Annotated in this window: 20 protein-coding genes; 16 read left to right on the top strand and 4 right to left on the bottom strand. The window is 58.9% G+C overall.

All coding sequences use genetic code 11. The annotated features are described in order from the left end of the window. The first annotated feature begins 176 nt into the window (after window positions 1-176). The 4 genes from DM826_RS05105 to DM826_RS05090 are packed head-to-tail and all read left to right on the top strand — an operon-like array spanning window position 177 to window position 4,128. Window positions 177-1,292: an ABC transporter substrate-binding protein gene (locus DM826_RS05105; RefSeq protein WP_120102172.1), complete on the top strand. Its 1,116-nt coding sequence runs from the start codon at window positions 177-179 to the stop codon at window positions 1,290-1,292. Beyond that, on the top strand, window positions 1,293-2,408 hold the full coding sequence (locus DM826_RS05100) for an ABC transporter ATP-binding protein (protein ID WP_120102170.1): 1,116 nt from the start codon (window positions 1,293-1,295) through the stop codon (window positions 2,406-2,408). Then, window positions 2,408-3,325, top strand: coding sequence for an ABC transporter permease (locus DM826_RS05095; protein ID WP_165853254.1), 918 nt, complete (start codon window positions 2,408-2,410; stop codon window positions 3,323-3,325). The genes DM826_RS05100 and DM826_RS05095 overlap by 1 nt, the downstream gene beginning before the upstream one ends. After that, the gene (locus tag DM826_RS05090; protein ID WP_165853253.1) at window positions 3,322-4,128 is read left to right on the top strand and encodes an ABC transporter permease; all 807 of its coding nucleotides are present in this window, start codon (window positions 3,322-3,324) and stop codon (window positions 4,126-4,128) included. Before DM826_RS05095 ends, DM826_RS05090 begins: the two co-directional genes overlap by 4 nt. A 64-nt stretch (window positions 4,129-4,192) precedes the next feature. Here the strand turns inward: DM826_RS05090 and DM826_RS05085 are convergent, their stop codons facing one another. Beyond that, a complete protein-coding gene (locus tag DM826_RS05085) occupies window positions 4,193-4,519 on the bottom strand; it encodes a DUF4870 domain-containing protein (protein ID WP_120102163.1) in 327 nt (108 codons plus the stop codon). 253 nt (window positions 4,520-4,772) lie between these two features. On the opposite strand from DM826_RS05085, the gene DM826_RS05080 reads away from it, so the two are divergent. Next, complete coding sequence (locus tag DM826_RS05080; protein WP_120102161.1) at window positions 4,773-5,444, top strand: DUF4013 domain-containing protein; 672 nt, start codon at window positions 4,773-4,775, stop codon at window positions 5,442-5,444. 80 nt (window positions 5,445-5,524) lie between these two features. On the opposite strand, the gene DM826_RS05075 is transcribed toward DM826_RS05080, so the two are convergent. Then, window positions 5,525-6,670: a DoxX family protein gene (locus DM826_RS05075; protein ID WP_233735683.1), complete on the bottom strand. Its 1,146-nt coding sequence runs from the start codon at window positions 6,668-6,670 to the stop codon at window positions 5,525-5,527. A 190-nt stretch (window positions 6,671-6,860) separates the two neighbouring features. Between DM826_RS05075 and DM826_RS05070 the strand changes: the two genes are divergently transcribed. The 8 genes from DM826_RS05070 to DM826_RS05035 all read left to right on the top strand — a co-directional run bounded on the left by DM826_RS05070 (window position 6,861) and on the right by DM826_RS05035 (window position 12,515). Continuing rightward, window positions 6,861-7,337, top strand: a complete 477-nt coding sequence (locus tag DM826_RS05070; RefSeq protein ID WP_120102157.1) for a GNAT family N-acetyltransferase — start codon at window positions 6,861-6,863, stop codon at window positions 7,335-7,337. 111 nt (window positions 7,338-7,448) lie between these two features. After that, a complete protein-coding gene (locus tag DM826_RS05065) occupies window positions 7,449-7,742 on the top strand; it encodes a 50S ribosomal protein L21e (protein WP_120083275.1) in 294 nt (97 codons plus the stop codon). After that, window positions 7,739-8,095 (top strand): RNA polymerase Rpb4 family protein, encoded by a 357-nt coding sequence (locus DM826_RS05060; RefSeq protein WP_120102155.1) that lies wholly within the window; start codon window positions 7,739-7,741, stop codon window positions 8,093-8,095. Before DM826_RS05065 ends, DM826_RS05060 begins: the two co-directional genes overlap by 4 nt. Window positions 8,096-8,170: 75 nt before the next feature. Beyond that, window positions 8,171-8,767, top strand: coding sequence for a DUF655 domain-containing protein (locus DM826_RS05055; protein ID WP_120102152.1), 597 nt, complete (start codon window positions 8,171-8,173; stop codon window positions 8,765-8,767). Between the two features lie 100 nt (window positions 8,768-8,867). Next, the gene (locus tag DM826_RS05050; protein ID WP_120102150.1) at window positions 8,868-9,737 is read left to right on the top strand and encodes a 16S ribosomal RNA methyltransferase A; all 870 of its coding nucleotides are present in this window, start codon (window positions 8,868-8,870) and stop codon (window positions 9,735-9,737) included. Then, the gene (locus tag DM826_RS05045) at window positions 9,730-10,350 is read left to right on the top strand and encodes a HemK2/MTQ2 family protein methyltransferase (protein WP_120102148.1); all 621 of its coding nucleotides are present in this window, start codon (window positions 9,730-9,732) and stop codon (window positions 10,348-10,350) included. Before DM826_RS05050 ends, DM826_RS05045 begins: the two co-directional genes overlap by 8 nt. A 75-nt stretch (window positions 10,351-10,425) precedes the next feature. Further along, window positions 10,426-11,445, top strand: coding sequence for a 5-methyltetrahydropteroyltriglutamate--homocysteine methyltransferase (locus tag DM826_RS05040; RefSeq protein WP_120102146.1), 1,020 nt, complete (start codon window positions 10,426-10,428; stop codon window positions 11,443-11,445). Further along, complete coding sequence (locus DM826_RS05035; protein WP_120102144.1) at window positions 11,442-12,515, top strand: methionine synthase; 1,074 nt, start codon at window positions 11,442-11,444, stop codon at window positions 12,513-12,515. The genes DM826_RS05040 and DM826_RS05035 overlap by 4 nt, the downstream gene beginning before the upstream one ends. Window positions 12,516-12,715: 200 nt before the next feature. Here the strand turns inward: DM826_RS05035 and DM826_RS05030 are convergent, their stop codons facing one another. Beyond that, window positions 12,716-13,342 carry a hypothetical protein gene (locus DM826_RS05030; protein WP_133304636.1) on the bottom strand — a complete coding sequence of 209 codons (627 nt, stop codon included), beginning with the start codon at window positions 13,340-13,342 and terminating at the stop codon, window positions 12,716-12,718. A gap of 426 nt (window positions 13,343-13,768) precedes the next feature. Here DM826_RS05030 and DM826_RS05025 point away from each other — a divergent pair, with 426 nt between their 5' ends. Both DM826_RS05025 and DM826_RS05020 read left to right on the top strand, forming a co-directional pair. After that, window positions 13,769-14,797: an ATP-binding protein gene (locus DM826_RS05025; protein WP_120102140.1), complete on the top strand. Its 1,029-nt coding sequence runs from the start codon at window positions 13,769-13,771 to the stop codon at window positions 14,795-14,797. Window positions 14,798-15,058: 261 nt separating this feature from the next. Further along, a complete protein-coding gene (locus DM826_RS05020; RefSeq protein ID WP_120102137.1) occupies window positions 15,059-16,591 on the top strand; it encodes a hypothetical protein in 1,533 nt (510 codons plus the stop codon). Window positions 16,592-16,618: 27 nt separating this feature from the next. On the opposite strand, the gene DM826_RS05015 is transcribed toward DM826_RS05020, so the two are convergent. Beyond that, window positions 16,619-17,254 carry an IS6 family transposase gene (locus DM826_RS05015; RefSeq protein ID WP_120102134.1) on the bottom strand — a complete coding sequence of 212 codons (636 nt, stop codon included), beginning with the start codon at window positions 17,252-17,254 and terminating at the stop codon, window positions 16,619-16,621. Window positions 17,255-17,354: 100 nt separating this feature from the next. On the opposite strand from DM826_RS05015, the gene DM826_RS05010 reads away from it, so the two are divergent. After that, window positions 17,355-19,505 carry a PAS domain S-box protein gene (locus DM826_RS05010; RefSeq protein WP_120102131.1) on the top strand — a complete coding sequence of 717 codons (2,151 nt, stop codon included), beginning with the start codon at window positions 17,355-17,357 and terminating at the stop codon, window positions 19,503-19,505. Window positions 19,506-19,558: the final 53 nt, after the last annotated feature.

The raw sequence follows: 19,558 nt of genomic DNA, 5'->3' as shown, positions 1-19,558 counted from the left end.
TCGGGAGTGCTGACACACCACGCTGTGTCCTGCGGCGTTCGCGGGAGGTGCGTTCGACACTGTTGATCACAGACTCCTCGCTGGCCCATACAGGGAGACACACGATCGGTACAGTAACGACCGAGCGGGGTCGGGACGTGAGGTTTAGGTTTGCGCGTGCCCTTGCATTGGTATTCATGTCCGACAACGAGGGGCGGTCGACAACACCCCCAAACCGACGGGGGGTCAGCCGACGAACCATGCTTGGCACGGTCGGGGGATCTGTCGCCGCTGTTGCTGGCTGTCTTGGCGGCAGCAGTAGTTCTACTGAGGACTCACTCACCGTCTCGGTGTACGGTGGTGCCTACGGCAACGTCTTCGAGGAGACCGTTGCCGCCGCCTACGAGGAAGAAACCGGGACGACAGTCAACGTCTCGAAGGCGTGGAGCAACCGCGTCAGCAAACTGCGCTCGGCCAGTCAGGGCAACGGCGGGCCGCCATACGATATTATTGGCCTGTCAGGGTTCAACTATCTGACCGCCCGCAACGAAGACCTCTTGACGCCTGTTCGCTACGAGAACGTCCCCAATGCGGAGAAAGTGTGGCCGTTCTTCCGGGAGTACCGATCCGACGAGTACGGCGTTCCCGGTGAGGGTGGCGTGCTTGGTATTGTCTACAAAGAGGATAGCCCGCATGCGACCACCTGGTCGGAGTTCATGGAGGTCGATGCCCCCGCTGGGATGAACGGCGGCTACTGGAAGAACCCGCTGCTTATCGCCGCGTTGCTGACCGACGAAGCCGACGGTGTCGAGGAGATCTACGATCCGTCGATGCACGATGCGATGTTCACCACGCTGGAGGCGTTGGCCCAAAATATCGCCACCTGGTATCGTGGTGGGGCCGATGTCTGGTCAGCACTAAGCGGCGGAACAATCGACTACGGTGCGTTCTACTATGCCTCCGGGCTCGCTGGAATCGACAACCGCCCAGATTCAAACTATCAGATGGTACTGCCGGAAACATCGCCGGGATACTTTACCAACTTCTGTGTCACCAACACGAAGAAACGCGACGAGGCCGAGCGGTTTTTAGATTTCATGCTTCGAACCGACATCCAGACCGCGTGGAATCAGAACGGCTACTACGTGCCCGCAAACAAGGAGGTCGCCGGCAACTACGCCGAGCGGCTCCAAGGCGTCTACCCCGAGACGAACGCAGAGATGGAGTCGTTTTTCGTCATCGGCAACGCCGAAGAGCTATCGCCGTATCAAAGCGACCTCTCAGATCGATTTACGGAGATTACCACCGCATAGATGTCCGCCGAGCCGATCGTCCTCTCGGAGCTACGGAAGACCTACGGCGACACCACCGCCGTCGATGGGGTCGACCTCACCATCGAGCCCGGCGAGCTGTTCTGCCTGCTCGGGCCGTCGGGCTGTGGCAAAACGACAACCCTCCGGATGATCGGTGGGCTCACCACGCCAACGAGCGGGCGGATCGAACTCGGCGGCCACGATGTGACCGACCGCCCAGCCGCCGACCGAGAGACGGCGATGGTGTTCCAAGACTGGGCGCTGTTTCCGCGGCGAACCGCGCTGGAAAACGTCGTCTTTGGGCCACGGATGGCGGGCGTCGATGCGGACACGCGTCGCGAACGAGCGCGTGAGCTGCTGGCGACAGTTGATATGACCGCCCACGCCGACAAGCGGCCAGCCGAACTCAGCGGCGGCCAGAAACAGCGGATCGCGCTGGCGCGCGCGCTGGCGGTCGATCCCGGCGTGTTGTTGCTCGATGAGCCGCTGTCGAATCTCGACAAGGGGCTCCGACAGCAGATGCAGTTGGAGCTCAAACGGATCCACGAGCGCGTGGCGACGACGATGGTACACGTAACACACGATCAGGATGAGGCGTTCACCTTGGCTGATCGGATCGGGATCATGCGCGATGGTCGCGTCGTACAGGTTGGAACTCCCCGTGCGGTCTATCAGAATCCAGCCACGCGATTTGTCGAAGCGTTCCTTGGCGAGGTGACCATAGTTTCGGGGCCGATTGCTGGTGAGCCGCCAGCCGTCCAGACGCCGCTGGGGTCGCTTCGGTTACCGGACGAAGCAGACGCGGGTGAGCTCTCCGGCCCGATCGCCGTCTCGTTGCGCCCGGAAGACGCCGAGTTGGTCGCAGCCGACCAGCCCGAACCGCCAGGAGAGATCCAGGCAGATGGCAACGGCACCCAACAGGTGCACGGCGAGGTGACCGACGTGCTATACCGTGGATCGATGGTGCGGTACTACGTTGCCGTCGGTGAGGCAAATCCATTCGTCGAGTACAGCAGCCGCGCAGATCCGGGCTTTGACCGCGGGGCGTCGGTCGTGCTTCGATGGCCACCGGCTGCCCTCCGTTACTTCGACAACAGTGGAGATCGCATCGGATAATGGCGCAGGCACGCACACGGTTGGCGGCGGCGCTATCGATGGCACGTGACCGCGTCGGTACCCGAACCGGGCTGTTAGTGCTTCCGGTGGTTGGGTTCGAGTTGGTCGTCTTCGCCGGCGCACTGGGCTATCTCCTCCGCATGAGCTTCTATGCGTCAACCCCAGACGGCCTCTACCAGCCCGGAACATGGACGGTCACCAACTACACCCAGCTGTTGACTGACAGCTATCTCCAAGGGCGGCTGCTGTTCAGTCTCCAACTGGGGGCGGTTGTTACTGCGATCACGCTCGTGGTTGGGTTCATCTACGCGTACGCCGCCTGGCGGGCCAGCGGCCGGTTCCGGGCGGTGTTGCTCGGGGCGGTGCTCGTCGAGTTGCTCATCTCGATCGTCATCAAGGTGTACGCATGGGTGCCGTTGCTCGCCCCGAATGGCACGTTCAATAGCCTGCTCGTCGGGAGTGGACTCGCGGAATCGCCAGTCGCACTGCTTGGCAATGGGGTCGGCGTCGTCATCGGGCTGGTGTACTCGATGCTGCCGTACGTTGTGCTTGCTGTGTACGCCGTGTTGACATCCCTCGATTGGTCACACGTCGAGGCCGCCCGCGATCTCGGGGCCTCGCGGCCACGGTCGGTGCTAGAGGTCGTGGTGCCACAGGCGGTGCCTGGATTGCTTGCGGGTGGGATCACCGCCTTTTCGTGGAGCACGGTCGCGTTTGCCGCACCGAGCATCCTTGGCTCGCCGAGTGAGCGAACCGTCGCCAGCGAGGCGGGGCGGTTCGTCAACACCACGTTTGACTGGCCGCGGGCGGCCGCCCTCGGCATCGAGGCTGTCGTTGTCGTCGTCCTCGTCATCGGTCTGGCGGTTGCACTCGTTCGGCGGTTCGGCCCAGCCGACACAACGGAGGGGGTGCTGTGAGACGGCGACAGCTCGGTACCGGCCTGTTTCGGGCGAGCATCTGGTTGTTACTTGGGTTCGTGCTCCTCCCGATTGTGGTGGTGGTGGCCACCTCGATCTCAGCGACACCCGACGTGGTGTTTCCACCGGAACAGCTGTCGGTGCGGTATTATCGGGCCTTCTTTTTGGAGGAGGCAAAATGGCAGGCGGCCTTCCTCAACAGTGCGATTGTCGCGACCGGAACAGCGATACTGGCGACAGCACTTGGGACAGCCGGCGCATACGGAACGTGGACGCTATCCGCGGGCCGCTTCCGGAAAGCCATCACGACGCTACTCGTGTTGCCGTTGCCGACACCACTCATTGTGCTCGCGCTTGCGCTGTCGGTGTATTTCGCTCGATTGGGGATTCGTGGGAGCTATCTCGCGCTCATCCTTGGGCACACGCTGGTGACCGTGCCGTTCGTCTTCATCGTCGTTCGGGCGGTGTTGACCCGTGTCGACTGGCAGACCCATGAGGCCGCCCGCGACCTTGGGGCGACGCGCTGGCAGACGTTTCGGGAGGTTGTGTTCCCACAGATTCGGAGCGGTGTGATCGCTGCGGCCTTCGTTGCCGCGATCCTCAGCCTCCATGAGTTTCTGATCGCGCTGTTTCTCTCCGATTTCGGCACCCGAACGCTGCCGGTGTTAGAGTGGACAGCCCTGCGAAACTTCGTTGATCCGATGGTCAGTGTTGTCTCGACGCTGCTTATTTTGGCTGCACTGGCGCTTGCGGTGCCTGTTGTGGTCGTGTTTGGGGTTGATCGATTGGCGCGATTGTTGTAGCCAGCCGGGAACTAGCGTGCCGAAGGATCGCGGGCAACGAACGACCACCGACCATTGAGACTGCTCAGATGATATCTGGCGTCAATGGGTAGGTGTAGATCTCGCCGTTGCTGGCTTTGACCGTTCCGATGATGACGAGGACGATATCGATTATGCCGAGAATCGGGAGCAGCAGAATACCGATGAATGCGAACACCAAGATGGCCGCAATCACCGTAGCGATGAAGAGCACGATCTGAAAGTTCAGGGCGTTTGTTGCGTTCTCACGAACCAGTTCGTCGTCGTCATCAGCGAGAATCAGGAACAACAGCGGCCCGAAAAACGCTGCGACGAGGGCGGACGCATGCGCTAAGGCTGCGAGGGTGGTATCATCGTCTGCTTGTGTTGTCATACCAGTTTATTATATCGGAAGCACGTTAAACCCCTATCCACGTTTCAGATCAAGAAACTCGTGTCGAAACCTCATCAGAGGCAACATCAGCCGAAAAGGTGATGAAGCTTAGATGGTTTAATTGATGGTTAATGCTGGACGAATATATGAAAATTGTAATCCGCGAGCATATGTATTAATTTATTAATAAGAAATGTCAAACACTGTTTAGTTATTTATTTATTTATGACACCATTGATTTGCGCCGATTACAATGTTAGAAGATGGATTCTCATATCCACTACGAGGAGAATGGGTCGGGAGAACAATAATCGGTGGAATACTTGGCTACTTTTCGGTTCTAATCCTACCAGCGATTATCTTGTATGGCTACTTTGTGGAAGTGCTACGAACAACAGCACGAGGACGAGACGAAGCCCCAGAGTTTGATGATTGGGGCGAAATGATCAAAGATGGGGTTATCGGACTCGTTATTTCCATCGTATATGCGATCATTCCGTTCGGAATCGTTGGGATAATCTCAACCGTGTTCTTGGGTGGCGGGGCTGCCCTCGGCGGAGACGGTGGGGGAGCACTTGCAGGACTCGGATTTCTCACATTATTATTGCTCATCCCGCTCGTTTTTGTTATCTATTACATCGTTCCAGCCGCGATCACAGCATATGCAACGGAAGATAAGATCAGTGCGGCGTTCAGTTTTAGTATTCTCAAACCGATTCTGCTGAATGGGAGTTATTTCATCGCAGTACTGACACCGGTTCTCGTTGCAGTCGTTATTTGGATAGCGACGACCGTGCTTGCTATAACGGTTATCGGATTACTACTTGTTCCATTCCTTCAGTTCTACGGACAAGTTGCAATCTTCCGAATGTTTGGACTCGCGTACAGAGATGTAGCAACAGGATCAGCGACATCAACAATATAATATCGTTACGGCTGTTTACCGAGTAAGTTGAGGATCACGGCAAAGCCTCGGATCGGAAAATCAAAATCAGTTATTCAGATCTAATCGTCGCCAACAGGTTCCTCTGCTGTCGGCGGCTCGCGTCGGTCGCTGTCGTCAGGGCCGACGAAATCGGCGGCAGCCCCGAACTTCGATTTGAGCCACTCGTCAACCGAGTACGGGCCAGCCCCGGTGATCAGCAGGGCCGACACCAGCCCGAACAGCGAGATGTGGGCGACGACCGGATCGTCCGGCAGCCCGAACAGCGTCGTCACGAACAGCCCGAAGGCGACCAGCGAGAACCCGCGCGTGAACGCCCCAAGGATGAACATCACCCCGACGAGGGCTTCGGTCAACCCAGCCCCGATCACCCAGAGCTCTGGAGCGACGGAGACGACAGCCGTGAGATCATATTTCGCGACCACGGCCAACGACTGGCCGGGGCGCAGCAGTTTCTGGGTGATGCCGAGATAGATAAAGGCGACACCGATCCCGCCCCGCAGCAGCGTCGGTACCATCGCGGTGTAGGGCTCGATCCGCTCGGCGAACGGCACCGCAACCCGCCGGTAGAAGGGGTCGATATCGGAGTAGACGGTGCGGTCGTCATCGGCCATCCGGGCGATCATCGCGTCAGCACTCGGCCGGCCGCCACCGAGTAAGGCGATCGCCAAGAGGCCGGGAATGTACTCAAACGCCAACAGCAGTCCCGGCTCCGATGGCAACACAGCCAGATAGAGCAGGAGTGTGCCGACGGCAACAACGCGGGTCGCCAGCCCGAACAACAGCAGAAAGCCGACGCTGATCCCGAACAGCCGGAGTGCGGTCGGATAGGGCAACTCAACAGCGGGACTGAAGAAGTAGCCGCCGAAGCCCGCGCCGATCATCGGCATCCCCATGCTCAGCCGGAAGAGCCACGGCAACAGATCCTCGTAGTCGTCCATGATCGCCCGAAACGCAGCAATGTCGGCCGGGAATGGCCGGACATAGAGATAGGCGGCCAGACCGGCAACGATGACGAGAAAGCCACCGAGCAAGACGGCGACGATAAACGGCGTTGTCAGCGCATCAGTCAGGAAGGCGACGACGTCCTGTGGCTCGCCGCCAGGCGTGACGTACTCGATGTGGGCGGCTGCCGACCCAATAAGAACCTGGGCGGCGACAAGGAGGGCGGTCAGCGCTCCAACCACGCGACGCAAGCGGTAGTGCATACGTCTCATATGGGCGTGAACCTCCTAATACCACCGGTCGATGATGCACTGATCAGTCCTTACACTACCCGAGCACTCGTCGCGCTGGGGGCCGTCAGTCCACGCAGTATGTCGGAACCCACCAGGCCGGTCACCCCCATCGGCTGCCGGGACGGTGGAATTAATACTCTCGTGGTGCATACCACAGGTAGTGAGTGTCAATCTCGAACGGCGGCGTGACGGGCCGGGTGAGACCGACCACGTCGACCGCGCGTGGCAACTCAAAGAGCGCATCCACCGCAAAGAGGGTGTACTCAAACAGCGACGCGGCTTTTTCACCGACGCCTACCGCCGGGCGACAACGCTGCTGTACTTCGAGGATGGCACACTCGTCGCCTTCGGCTCGGTGCGGCGTGACGGCTATATTCTGTTTTTGGCTGTCGCCCCCGAAGCCCGCGGACAGGGGTACGGCGAGCGGTTGGTCGCAGAGATCGCCGAGGAACACACAACGATCACCTGTCACGCCCGCACGACCAACGAGTCGGCGTTGGGCTTCTATCAGCATCTCGGCTTCGAGATCGACCGGCGGATCGACAGCTACTACGAGGACAACGGCGACGCCTTCTATCTCAAACTCGGCGAACAAGACGGAATTCGTAAGCGACTCTCGGAATTTTTGCGCCGGTAGTGGTCGCAGCGCCGCGGGTGACACCACCGTGGCGACGCCGTGTGACGACCTCACGTGGGGGCGACGGAACGCACCATTTATACCCCGACGCGGACAACCGCCGGTACTACTATGCCAAGTTCCAACGGGCCCCTGAACACGACGCGCGGTAAACTCTCAAATCCACCCCGCGAAAGCGGCACCTCACCACCGCAGCGAGCGATCGAAGAGTTCGATGTCGGCCAAAGCGTCCACCTGACGCTGGATCCGAGCGTGCCGGAGGGTCGGTTCCACCCACGATTTAACGGCCACACCGGTGAGGTCACCGGCACTCAGGGCAGTGCCTACACCGTGTCGATCACCGACGGCGGCAAAGAGAAGACCATCATCGCCCGCCCGGCTCACCTGCGCGCCCAAGAGGAATGACGATCTTCAAGGAGAAACTCGACGAGGAGTACATCACCATCTCCGAAGCGAAGTCACTCCTCAACGAGGTCGAAGACGAGCGTGCCGACGACGAGGATCGCGACCTGCGGTATGAACTCGCCCGTGCCATCGAGCACGTCAACCGACACGCGGTTTTGGAGGCCGAGGAATCCCGCGAACTCGTCGACGATCTCCTTGAACTCGATAAGGTCTCCGAGGAGATCGCCCACCGGATCGCCGACCTGCTGCCCGAGGATCGCACCGAGCTGCGGGCGATCTACGCCAACGAGCGGTTTACCCTCGACGGTGAGGAACTCGACGACATCCTTGATGTTGTCGCGAAATACGTCTAACCCACACCCGTCGACGGTATCGCGGCCGGCCGGTCGAGGCGATTTTTTAAATAGCTCGTTTGCATAGGGACTGATATGTCCAACACCGAGGACGATGCTAGCGAGCCCGAGGCTGCGAGCCGCGAGGCCGTGATCGTCGATTACCTCCCCCACGGCCGGCCCGACGACACCCGTCCGCAGTACCAGAAGGCGGCGCTGGCCTACGCCCTCGAAACTGAGACCTTCGATCTGCTGGAGTTGACTCTCACTGAGGATGCCGACGTCAACATCGTCGACCGCATTCCAATCGACGAGGCGGCCGACGACGCAGTTATCGAGGACGTCACCGACATCGAGTACGACGATCTCTCGAACTCCGGGGTCTCAGAGCTCGAATATGCTGTCGAAGCGATCATCGACGCCGACGAACAGCGATTCGTCGACTTCTACAACGGCGCCCAGCCGATCAGTCTCCGGCTCCACCAACTGAATCTGTTGCCCGGGATCGGGAAAAAACTCCGCAACAAGATCATCGACAAGCGAAAACGCCAGCCCTTCGAGAGCTTCGAGGATCTCGCCGACCGCGTCGGCGGCCTCCACAATCCGAAGGAGGTAATCGCCGAGCGGATCATGGAAGAGCTCCGCGATGAAGATCTGAAATACAAGATCTTCGTCCGCAACGACGAAGCATAGGGATAGTCCTGCAGCAACGACACCACCGATACTCCCGCCCCCGTCCCCCACAGCGACAGCAAAACGGGATGTTTAGGCCGACGGCGGCGAACGCTGTGGCATGACTCGTTTCGAACCGCCCGCGGGAAGCCGCGATCCCGACGCGTTGATCCGGCGGGCCGGCGACCGCGGCAACCCGGATTTCGACCAGCACTTTCTCGTCGATGACCGCGTCGTCGACCGTATCCCCGGCTATCTGCCCGACGACGCTGACCGCAGCCACATTCTCGAAATCGGCGGCGGGCCGGGCGTCCTCACCGACCGCCTGCTTGCAGTCGCCGACCGCGTGACCGTGATCGAGCGCGATCCGACGTTCGCCGCGCATCTCCGCGCGGAGTTCGCTGATGCCATCGATGCCGACCGCTTGACCGTGATCGAAGACGACGCCCTCGAGGTTGCGCTGCCGGATGTGACCGCTTGCGTGTCGAACCTCCCGTACAGCGCGTCCAGCGAGATCGCCTTTCGACTGTTGCCGCTCGATATTCCGTTGGTCTTGATGTTCCAACAGGAGTTCGCCGAGCGCATGGTCGCCGGCGTTGGCGACGAGGACTACGGCCGGCTCTCGGTGAGTGCCCAACACTACGCCGACTGCGAGATCGTCGAATCAGTCCCAAACACCGCCTTCGACCCTCAGCCCGCTGTCCAGAGCGCGCTTGTCCGGCTGACGCCCCGCGACCCCGAGTACAGCGTCGCCGACGAAGAATTCTTCCTCCGGTTCGTCAAGGCGATCTTCACCCAACGCCGCAAAACGATCCGCAACGCGATCCGCAACACGGCGCATATCTCCGGGCTGGACGATGCCGACGCGGTCGTCGACGCGGCCGACGAGGAACTGTTGGGACGACGAGCCGGCAACGTCGCGCCCGCGGAGTTCGCCGCCCTCGCACAGACCGCGGTCAAACACGGTTTTGACGACTCCGACGATGGGTGACGCCGACAACGGCGGCGAGACAGACGACAGCGACGACCGCCCGTCGCTCGCCGAGCAGCGCGGCGTTGACGGTCACGTCTACCAGCCTGCTGAGGACTCCGCGCTGTTGGCGAAGGCAGCGATTGACGATCTCGACTCGCCACAGCATGTGTTGGAGGTCGGTACCGGCTCGGGCTGGGTCGCCGAACAGGTCGCCGACGAGACCACCGCACGCGTCGTCGGCAGCGACCTGAATCCCCATGCCTGTCGGCAGGCCCGCGAGCGCGGGATCGACACTGTTCGCGCTGATCTCCTCGCTCCGTTTGCGGCCGACAGTTTCGATGCGATCCTGTTCAATCCGCCGTATCTGCCGACCGAGCCGGACAACGAGTGGGACGATTGGATGGAACACGCCCTGTCCGGTGGAACTGATGGCCGCCGGCTGATCGTCCCGTTTCTCGACGACGTGGGTCGCGTGTTGACCACCGACGGCGCGGTCTATCTCTTGGTCAGCAGCCTCACCGGCTATGAGATCGTCGTCGATATCGCGGAGGACGCTGGCTTCGAGACCACGGAGATCACACAGGAATCCTACCCGTTCGAGGTGCTGTCGGTGCTGCGACTGACGGCGTGATCCGCCATTAAAATTACCTTCAAACATATTCTGTATTAGTAAATATTAAGCAGCCGAATCACCAAGTTCAGATAGATGACTGAACGCGTTGCGACGACGACGGGGCTACTGCCCCTTCCTGACCCGGCCAAATCGGAGCTCTCCGACCTCAAAGGCCACCAAAAGCACGATCTGATCTCCGGCACCGAAGGCGAGGAGATCGCGGGTGCCTACGCCGAGTATCGCCGCGAAGTAATCGACGACCAGCAGTCCGCTGGCCTCGACCGGATTACGGAGGGCCAGCTCCGGTGGGACGATATGCTCGCCCATCCGCTGACGACCCACGACAACGTCGACCCCAACGGGATCGTTCGCTATTACGACAACAACAACTTCTACCGCGATCCGCAGGTTCGTGGCGACCTGGATTTCTCCGGTGATGTCGCCGACGAACTCGACGCTGCTGCCGAGATCGTCGACGATCCGGCCGACTCGCTGCAGGCCGTCCTCCCGGGCCCGTACTCGCTGTTCGATCTCGCCTCCGACGAACACTACGGCGACGACGCCGACTTTTTCGGCGCGATCGCGGACTTCCTCGCCGGCGAGGTTGAGGCGTTTCCGGCCCATAAGACGCTCACGCTGCACGAGCCCTCGCTGGTCGAGAACCCGCCGAACGAGGATCTCGTCGAACGACTCGCCGACGCCGTCGACACCGTCGCCAGCGAGACCGACGCCGACGTGGTCGTCCACACCTACTTCGGCGCACTCGACGAGACGACCTACGCGCACCTGATGGACGCCGACGTGGAGGCGCTCGGCTTCGATCTCGTCGCCGGCGACCGCGATGAGACGCTGTCGAATATCACCGAGTTCGGGACGAAGGACGCCGCCGCCCTCGGGATCGCCGACGGCCAGAACACCCTCGTCGAATCCGCCGACACGCTCGAAGAGCGCGTCGAATGGTTCGAGGATCAGATACCGGTTCAGGAGTTCGACCGCCTGTATCTGTCGACCAACACGGAGCCGTTCTACCTGCCGGTGAACAAACACCGCGCCAAGCTGGCGGCGATTGCGGCCGCGGCTGGCAATGTTGATGCCGAGGAGGTGACAGCATGAGCCGCCCCGCCGACAACCGCGCGCAGTTCCGTCCCGACGACCACCCCAACGACAGCTTCCTGCTGACGACCGTCGTCGGCTCTTACCCCAAGCCGAAGTGGCTGAACCGCGCTGACGATCTCGTCGACGACGCCGACTCGAAGTTCGACGAGGAGAATCTCCAGGAGGCTCACGACGACGCCGCCCGCGTCATCACCCACGAACACGAACGCTGCGGGCTCGACACCGTCGTCGACGGCGAGGTTCGGCGCAACGAGATGGTCGAGTACTTCGCCGAGCGGATCGACGGCTACGAGTTCAACGGGCCGGTCAAAGTCTGGGGCCACAACTACTTCGACAAACCCTCCGTCTCGTCGGAGGTCGCCTACGACGAACCGTGGCTCGTCGACGAGTTCGAGTTCACGAACAACGTCGCCAGCAAGCCGGTCAAGGTGCCGATCACGGGGCCCTACACGCTGGGCAACTGGGCGTTCAACGAGGCCTACGACACAGAAGAGGAACTCGTCTACGAGCTCGCCGAGCTCGTCAACATCGAGATCGAACGCCTCGTCGACGCCGGCGCGCAGTACATCCAGATCGACGAGCCCGCCCTCGCCACGACGCCGGACGACCACGCCATCGTCGGCGAAGCCCTCGACCGGATCGTCAGCGGGATCGACGAGGACGTACGCATCGGCCTGCACGTCTGTTACGGCGACTACTCGCGGATCTACCCCGAACTCAACGACTACCCGGTCGATGAGGTCGATCTCGAACTCTGCAACGGCAACTACGAGCAAATCGAGGTGTTCACTGACCCCGAATTCGTGCCGGATCTCGCACTCGGCGTCGTCGACGTCCACACCGCCGAGGTTGAGCCAGTCGACGAAATCAAGGAGAACATCAAACAGGGCCTGAAGGTCGTGCCGCCGGAACGGCTCACGATCAGCCCCGACTGCGGTCTGAAACTCCTCCCGCGGGATGTCGCCTACGGCAAGATGGAGAACATGGTCGAGGCGACCCGCCAGGTCGAAGCCGAACTCGACAGCGGCGAGATCGACCTCGAAGAGCCGGTGCCGACGGCCGACTAACCGGTTGAATCGCGGTTTTTGTTCTTTGTGGCTCCGTTGGATCGCTTTTGTTTACCATGGTGAAACAGCGTATAAGTCATATATCTGATGAGTCGATCTGTGCTGAATATACAGGCACGGATCTCGCAGCTGGTAGTTGTTAAAGAACGTATCCCACTGATAGAACCTGTACGAGAGAAGCTTGAATAATGTTGCCAAACTTAGTTGTCCTGTGATACGATTTGAACGTTAGAACTATTCGCTAATTTGTCAATTATACCTTTTTCATGATGCTTGCCGACAATTGCACATGCATTCCCCGAGTGACTCTGCGCATGCTGTTCAATGTCAAGTGCCATCTTCGAATCTCTCCCGTACAGCGTAACGGCCAAATAAAAAATAAACATGCTCACCTCAACGAGAGCGAAAAACATGACGGCTATAATTAGGTTCCCACGTAATAGAATGTATACACCAAATAAAGGTGCGTAATTTGAGAGGAGCCAGTAGCGTGCTGAAGCACTAATCGTCGGGTGAAGGCTCTTATCTATCTCCACGACTTCCGCATCATACTCTTCAATAATATCCTCTTTTAATTTACCGTCTCCTTTTCCAGTTAAGCTCGCTAATTTGTTCATTAGGTACGTAACTAACCATACTACGGGAAGAATGAGTGGTGCTCTGAAAAAATTAATAATTTTAGCGTTGAGGGACTCATTTCCTGCAATATTTTCAATGTATACAGTGTCAACAGAATCAAAAGTTTTCTTCGTTAATTCAAATCGGTCGCTTGAATCCCCATTGTGCCATCCACCTAACGGAAGTAATTTTATTTGTTTGTCTGACATAATGGTATGACAATCGGCAGGATACTTAACATATTCCCAGTCTGTGGCTATGATTTTCTATCATCTTCTCTATCCCGCCGCTACTGTATCTGCTTCTCAGATGCTAACTACAATCCCCTATATTCATCACTCTAAACTCCTTAGTGTCAGATTTCATATCTACGCAAATAGTCGCTCTCACACCACAGTGATCAGTACCCGAATCGCAGTACGTCGCCGCCGTCGTAGCCGTGCTCCCGCACCCACGCGCGCAGGCGGTGATGACTCCGGCGGGCTAGCAGAGCCAACTCTGACGCGGCGATTGAAATGCAGAATAGCGGCGAGTGCTAGCAGGCATTGCACAGCCGCTACGGCCGATTATAGTCACTTTGCTATCATTAATTATTTACACAGACCGCCGGTATTTAAACGATAACAGCAACGCAGATGACAACCACATCATTTGAATTTGACGACGAAGCCGACCAGTTCTACAGTAGCTTAGAGGTCGGTGTGACGGTTCATGATTCGACGACCGGGGACATCTGCTATGCGAACGAGTATGCTGAAGACGTGTATGGCTATCCAGCGGAGAAACTCAGGACAATCGATATCGTCGATGTCAGCACCGATTCGCTGTCGAAATCAAAATTCATCAAACAGATCCGGGCGGCAGCAGCGGGCCATCCCCAGCAGTTCGAATGGCGCGTGACACGCCCATCAGGCGAAATACTGTGGATCGAGATGCGCCTGTCGGAACTCTCGGTAGAGGATCAGTCGTACGTTATCGCGGTCATCCAGAATATCGACGATTACAAGATGAAGCTTCGGCACTTCTATCTCCTAAATCGGATTATTCGCCACAATTTCCGCAATAAGCTGCAAATCGTGAGCGGCGGATTCTCACAGATCGACAACCAATCGAATGGGAATAAGGTCTTCGACCAGATGCGACGGGCCATCGCCGAATTGGTGCGGCTAACCAGCTGGGTGAACAAGATCACATCACTCACCGGCGATGAGAAGAACACAGACCGAGTGAATGTGCATACGCTGTTGGAAACGGAGGTGGAAAAATACAGATCCAACTACCCTGATATCAACTGGGAGCTTGCAAGCGAAAACCTGTATATCGATGCGAATCCGCTGTTACAGAAAGCCTTTCACGAACTCATTGATAACGCGGTGAGACACAATGCTCACGAGGATTTGGCGATCACGGTGTCTGCAAGCGAAAACGTCGCTGATCAACAGATAGATATTCAGATCATCGATACCGGCGAACCGATCCCGGATATCGAGATCGCACCCCTGCTAAATAGCGATGAACCTAATCAGCTGAAACACGGCGACAAAATCGGCTTGTGGGAAGTGCAAACGATCGTAAATCGGCATCAAGGAATCCTGAAACTCAAGGAAAATAACACAGACCGAAAGGTGATCGAAATAACACTGCCACTGGCCGATCCGAAATAACCAGAGTTCGGTGGCGGATCGACGCCTCGATAGCGATGTTGTATCTAGGCCGCTGCTACATGGCAGTTTCCACAAGCCAGCGAGTGCGACGATTCAACGATTGACCGCCGCTGATCGGGAATCGACACCGATCACGCGACAACCAACGACCATCCCCGCTGATCGTGATCCAGTACCCCGCCGACGACACACCCCAACCCTCGATAGCAACGCCGACGAAGCTAGATGCCTTCAAGAGGCTTGAAAACACACACCCGTGCGATGACAGAGTCCTCGCTGGCCGCCGCCGTCCGCGACGTGCTGGCCGTCGACCCCGAATCGTACCGGACGGACGCCGCGACCGATGCCGACTTCGTGCTGTCGGAGCTCAGCGACGGTACCTTCGACAACCACCAGTCGATCCTCGGCCTCGAATACGAGTTCTACGCCGTCTCCGAGAATCGCTGGAACCCCGGCGACGACGGGGCCTACGGGCTGGCTCGCGTCCCGCGCCGCCTGCTGGAGTTGATCGGCTTCGAGAAGGAACTCGGCCTGCATAACGCCGAGATGACCGCCACCCCCCAACCGTTCAACGCCGACGGCGTCCGCGCCATCGAATCGGAGGTTCGCAGCCAGCTCACAGCCGCCCTCGACTGTACGGCCCCCGAGGGCCTGCGGCTGGTCAGCGACGGGCTGTGGACGATCCCACCGACCGGCGAAACCGCCCGGGAGTATCTCACCGACAGCGTCGACGACGACGGCGTCCGAATCGCCACCAACATGACCGACGCCGTCCGGTACCACGCGATGGCCAACGGGAATCTCGCGGACACGTTCCGCGTCGAGGCCCCGCACGTCGATATCGCCGCCGAGACACTGATGCCCGAGAGCCTGATCACATCCATTCAGCCACACTACCAGATGCAGCAGGCGATGGATCTCCCGCGGTGTTTCACCTACGCGCTCCGCCTTGCCGGGCCGCTGCTCGCCCTCGGCGTCAACGCGCCGTTCTTCCCGCCGGATCTCTACGAGGACGGTGTCGACCCCGACGAGGTCCTCGCTGAGGGCTGGCACGAAAATCGGATCGCCGTTTTCGAGTCGGTGCTCAACACTGCCACCGAGACCGACAAGGTGGCCTTCCCCGAGGATATCGACACCCTTGAGGCGGCGATTCGCCGCGTCGTCGACGACGAGGTGATCGTCCCGATGGATGTCGACCGCAGCGACCGCTTCCACGACAACTTTGCCACGCTCCGCCGCAAGCACGGCACCTTCTGGCGGTGGGTGCGACCGGTGTTCGGCGGCCCCTCCCGATCGGCGGCCAACGCCAGAATCGAGTTCCGACCGCTGCCCGCTCAGCCGACCGTCCGGGACTCGATGGCTCTGACAGTCGCCTTTGCCGGCGCGATGGAGGGCCTTACCCGCACCGAACACCCGGTCGGCGACCTCCCGTGGGACGCCGCCCGCGACAATTTCTACGCCGCGATGCGCAACGGGCTTGAGGCCGATATCGAATGGATCCTCGCCGATGGCACCGAGACGAGTGACAGCACCGCCGCGATCACTGATCTCTTAGATCACGCTGCCGAGGGGCTGCGCGCGGTCGGCCTCACCGATGAGGCGGTCGATGCCTACCTCCAACCGCTGATGTGGCGCGTCGACAACGAACTGACACCCGCCGGCTGGAAGCGAAAGCAGGTGCGACAGCGGCTCAACGACGGCGAGGGGTTCGAGGAGGCGATCCACGGGATGCAGCGAACATATATCCAACAACAATCCGAGACGCTGATCGACGGCGACTTCCGCGACTGGTAACACGACGCCCCTGCGGGTGGGTAGTGTTCAGATAAGCTGGTTCCAAGCGAAGCTGAGTGATCTGATCCAGTCATCGGCAGTCTCTGCTGAGGCGTTGCTGAAACAATTCGAGAAGCAGACAGTTCGACGTTTTATCTCTCTGAAGACACGTTCGATAGCATTCCGATTTCCATGTTTTTCATATCTGAAATCGTAGCCTCCTCGATGACACGCAGCTTGCAACGACTGTGCTCCATCTATGAGAAACACCGCTTCAGAAACGTCATGTTTCTCGCCAATCTCAGTAAGAAACTGCTGAGCGATCATTGTGTTTCTGGTCGATTCAAGCGCTGTATGGAGTAATTCGTTTGTCTCGGCATCGACTGCAGCATACAGCCAGTACTTCTCATCGTTGAGCTGGATCACCGTCTCATCAACCGCAACGTGATCCGGATTCTTCCCAGCTTCCGGCTGTAGATCGGCCTTGTGAACCCAATTATGAACGGTTGATCGAGCACGTTGGACACCGAATATCTCACACACTCGAACAGTATTCGAAAGTGAAAGACCGGACAGATACAGCTGAATACTGAGCTTCATCAGAAACTCCGGTGTCGCTTCTCGTTCCACAAAACCTAATTCAATCTGGTTGATACTACCGCTGAGGCGTCCGTTTTCGAGCATAGGCACTCAGAAAACTCGACGCCTCACTTTTCAATCCTTATCTGAACACCGCCTGCGGGTGCGTACCAATTGTTTTATCCATGGAACACCAGGCTGAGGTATGACAACCCCGGCCGATGCGCCGATCACGATGCTCGCTGTGGGTGTGCAGCGAGCGGTCATCGCATCGGTCGAAGACGGTGAAGCGGCCGGTCGCGTCGAAACAGCCGCAGACGCCGACGCAGCACTAGCGACGCTTGTCGACCGCCGGCCTGACTGCGTTCTCGTTGGGGTACCACTCCCGGAGGACGCGACGACAACGTTTATCGAACGCGTTCGCACGCAGCATTCGACGCTTCCGGTGATCGGTGTCGTGTCGGAGCCAAGCGAATCAGTCGTCCAAGAACTGCTCGCTGCCGGAGTCACAGAGTATGTCGATACCAGCGGCGAGCAGCCGCCGACGAGCGTGCTGTTGAACCGGATCGAAAACGCGGTTGCAGCCGACCGGGCACAGCGAGTTGCGGCCCAACAGGAACAGACGCTCAAACACTTTTTCGAGGAGTCACCGCTCGGTGCCGTCCAGTGGGACGAGTCGTTTCGGTTTGAACGCATCAACAAACGAGCCGAAGCGATGCTCGGCTACACCGAAGCAGAGCTCACAGGCGAATCATGGGAGCGCATTGTCGCCGAAGAGGATCGAGAACACGTTGGAGCGGCCGTTGAGAACCTACTCAGTGCCGACGGCGGGGTTCACGTCGTAAACAAAAACGTCCACAAAGACGGCGAGGTGCGCATCTACAAATGGCACAACCGGGCGGTGACGAACCCCGATGGAACCGTACAATCGATCTTCTCAAAGTTTCATGATGTCACCGAAAGTATCGAACGGAAATCCGAACTCGAAAAAAACGAGACGATCATCGAGGCACTGACCGACGGGATCTATGTCCTTGACGCCGACGGCCGATTTACCTTTGTCAACGACGAGTTCGTCGAGTTGGTCGGCTATGACCGGGAGACGATCATCGGAAGCACCCCCTCATTGCTGAAAGACGCGGAGGCAATTGAGCGAGCGGAACAACATCTCGGGCGACTGCTCTCCAGTGAGGGGCCGGAGACGGTGACATTCGAGGTTCCGATACAGCGGGCAGACGGCGAAACGATCCTCTGTGAGGATCAGATGGCGGTGCTTCCGTACGACGGCGAGGAGTTTGTGGGCTCGGTTGGGACGCTCCGTGATATCACCGAGCAGCGACAACGAGAGCACCGCTTCCAAGCACTGATCGAGGAGACAAACGATATCATCTCTGTCGTCGACACCGATGGCCGGTTTCAGTATCAGAGCCCCTCGATCGAACGGATCTTGGGGCACTCACCGGCTGACACGATCGGCGAGCTCGCCTGGGAATACATCCACCCCGACGACAGGGACGGGGTGAAAACAGCGTTCACGTCGTGGGTAACAACCGACCAAACAAGCCTTGAGTCGATCGAGTATCGCGCACGACACGCCGATGGCTCATGGCGGTGGATGGAGGCCAGCGGACGAGCCCATACCGAAACCCCTGGTGTCAGCGGCTATCTGATCAACAGCCGAGAGATCACCGCCCGCAAGGAACGCCAACAACAGTTGGCGCTATTCGACCGCGTCCTCCGGCACAACCTTCGCAACGATATGAACGTCATCCGCGGCTCTGCTGATACGATTCAGGAAACGGGATCAGGGGATGTCGCGTGGCTCGCCGGGAAGATTCAAAAGATGTGTAATAAACTGCTCGCAACAACCGAAAAACAGCGGGAGATCACCCAGCTACTGCGTGAGCCGCCGACCCAATCTGAGATCGACCTCCAGACGATACTGCATGAGGTGCAGTCACGCCTCCAGTCGACCCATCCGGAGGCAACGATACGCGTCGATTGTGAGACCCCAGTTCGGTTGCAGGTAGGCGATAAGTTTGTCTATGCGCTGGAGGAACTCATCACGAACGCGATTATTCACAATGACGGCGACGACCCAAGCGTTACCGTGACAGTCGAACAAACCGCCGAACAGGTGCGGATAACGGTCGCCGACAACGGGCCGCGTATCTCCGAGATGGAACGTGATGTGATACAACATCCGGAGAATCGAAGTCCGCTCTATCACGGAAGTGGACTCGGGCTGTGGCTCGTGAAGCTGATTGTGTCTCGATCAGGTGGTACCGTTCAGTTCGTTGAGACAGACGAAGACGGCAACACAATCGCAGTGAGCCTGCCACACCCAGCGGCGTGAACAGAGCGATCCGGCGTGCTGTCGGGGGATCCATCAGTGGTATCTGACAGGGC

The sequence above is a fragment of the Halonotius aquaticus genome, assembly GCF_003605575.1.
GTDB lineage: Archaea > Halobacteriota > Halobacteria > Halobacteriales > Haloferacaceae > Halonotius > Halonotius aquaticus.
Note: the sequence above shows the minus strand (reverse complement) of the source record. Positions and strands in the feature narration are given on the sequence as shown.